The organism is Vibrio sp. 03_296, from assembly GCF_002265885.1.
On record NZ_NPKW01001005.1, the window covers coordinates 1 to 1,030 of the forward strand.

Genomic DNA, 1,030 nt, shown 5'->3' on the forward strand with positions numbered 1-1,030 from the left:
CCACACCACATCCTGGGGTGTAGCACCACTGGCCAAAGAGATTGTTTGCTTGACGAGCAAAGCGCGAAGTTCCCCAAGCCGATTCGTTGGCCGCTTGAATCATGACGAGCGCTTCAGGAAGTACGTTCGCCCTTACCAACAATTCGTTGATTGAGTCCTCACTTGCTTCTTCTATTGATAGTGTGACATCGTAACGAGAGGCTAACTTGTCGAGTCGAGCGCTCTGCTTTTTCGATAAGTTGGCCATATCCAACGATTCTAGAAAAGAACGCTCTTCAAGCACACGTTGGTTTTCCAGCGCCACCATAGGTCTTAGATAGTCGAAAAAGGCCCTTTTTTTCYTCGGCGACATTTTGAATCGCAGCGAAGTCAGGTAAAGATTCCATAGCTTGCACTGGCTCTTTAAGTTGATGGTCTCGATAGAACACATAAGGACCGACAGCAGAGAAAGCAACAAAAGCCGCAACAGCGGTCACTTTTAAAAATGTAGATTGTGATGGGTTAAGCTATTAAATACCTGTGAATTGTTATCGTTATTGTCGTCAGAACCGGAGGTCGCCACTATTTTCAAACGGATACCAAACATCTCACGATAGAGAATACCTTTGAGATGGAAGAAAAATGGCAAAACAAAAATACACCCGAATGCCATAAAAGAACCGTTGCTACCGCAAACATCACCATCACCAGCAGGTACAAACCTGATACCACTAGAATTTTTCGGTTGATCGCACGTAAAGAAAGCAGCAGAGATTGCATTGGTGGAACATTCTTTTCGCAGATAAGCAGAATCGAGTGACTAAACGCCATTGAAAGATAAAGTGAAAGCAAAGGAAAAATCAGATGTCCCAGTAAGCCTTGAAGCATCAAGCTGAACAAAGTGGCAAGAATAACGGGAATCGTGTATTGAAGCCCTTTGCTGATGTGGCGAGTTTTCGTCTGTAAGCCTGCAGCATGGCTCATCGCCATCAAGCTGACACCTGCAAAAATCGGGGCGCTAATCACTTCGTAGCTGAAGTTTGCGACATAA

1 protein-coding gene and 1 pseudogene are annotated in these 1,030 nt (G+C 44.9%); both read right to left on the bottom strand.

Annotated features, from left to right (window positions below; translation table 11 throughout):
* On the bottom strand, positions 1–304 hold a 304-nt coding region (locus CIK04_RS34880), incomplete at its 3' end, for a glucosaminidase domain-containing protein (protein WP_325205997.1).
* A gap of 174 nt (positions 305–478) precedes the next feature.
* A pseudogene (locus CIK04_RS29475) lies at positions 479–1,030 on the bottom strand (hypothetical protein); the annotation flags it as partial.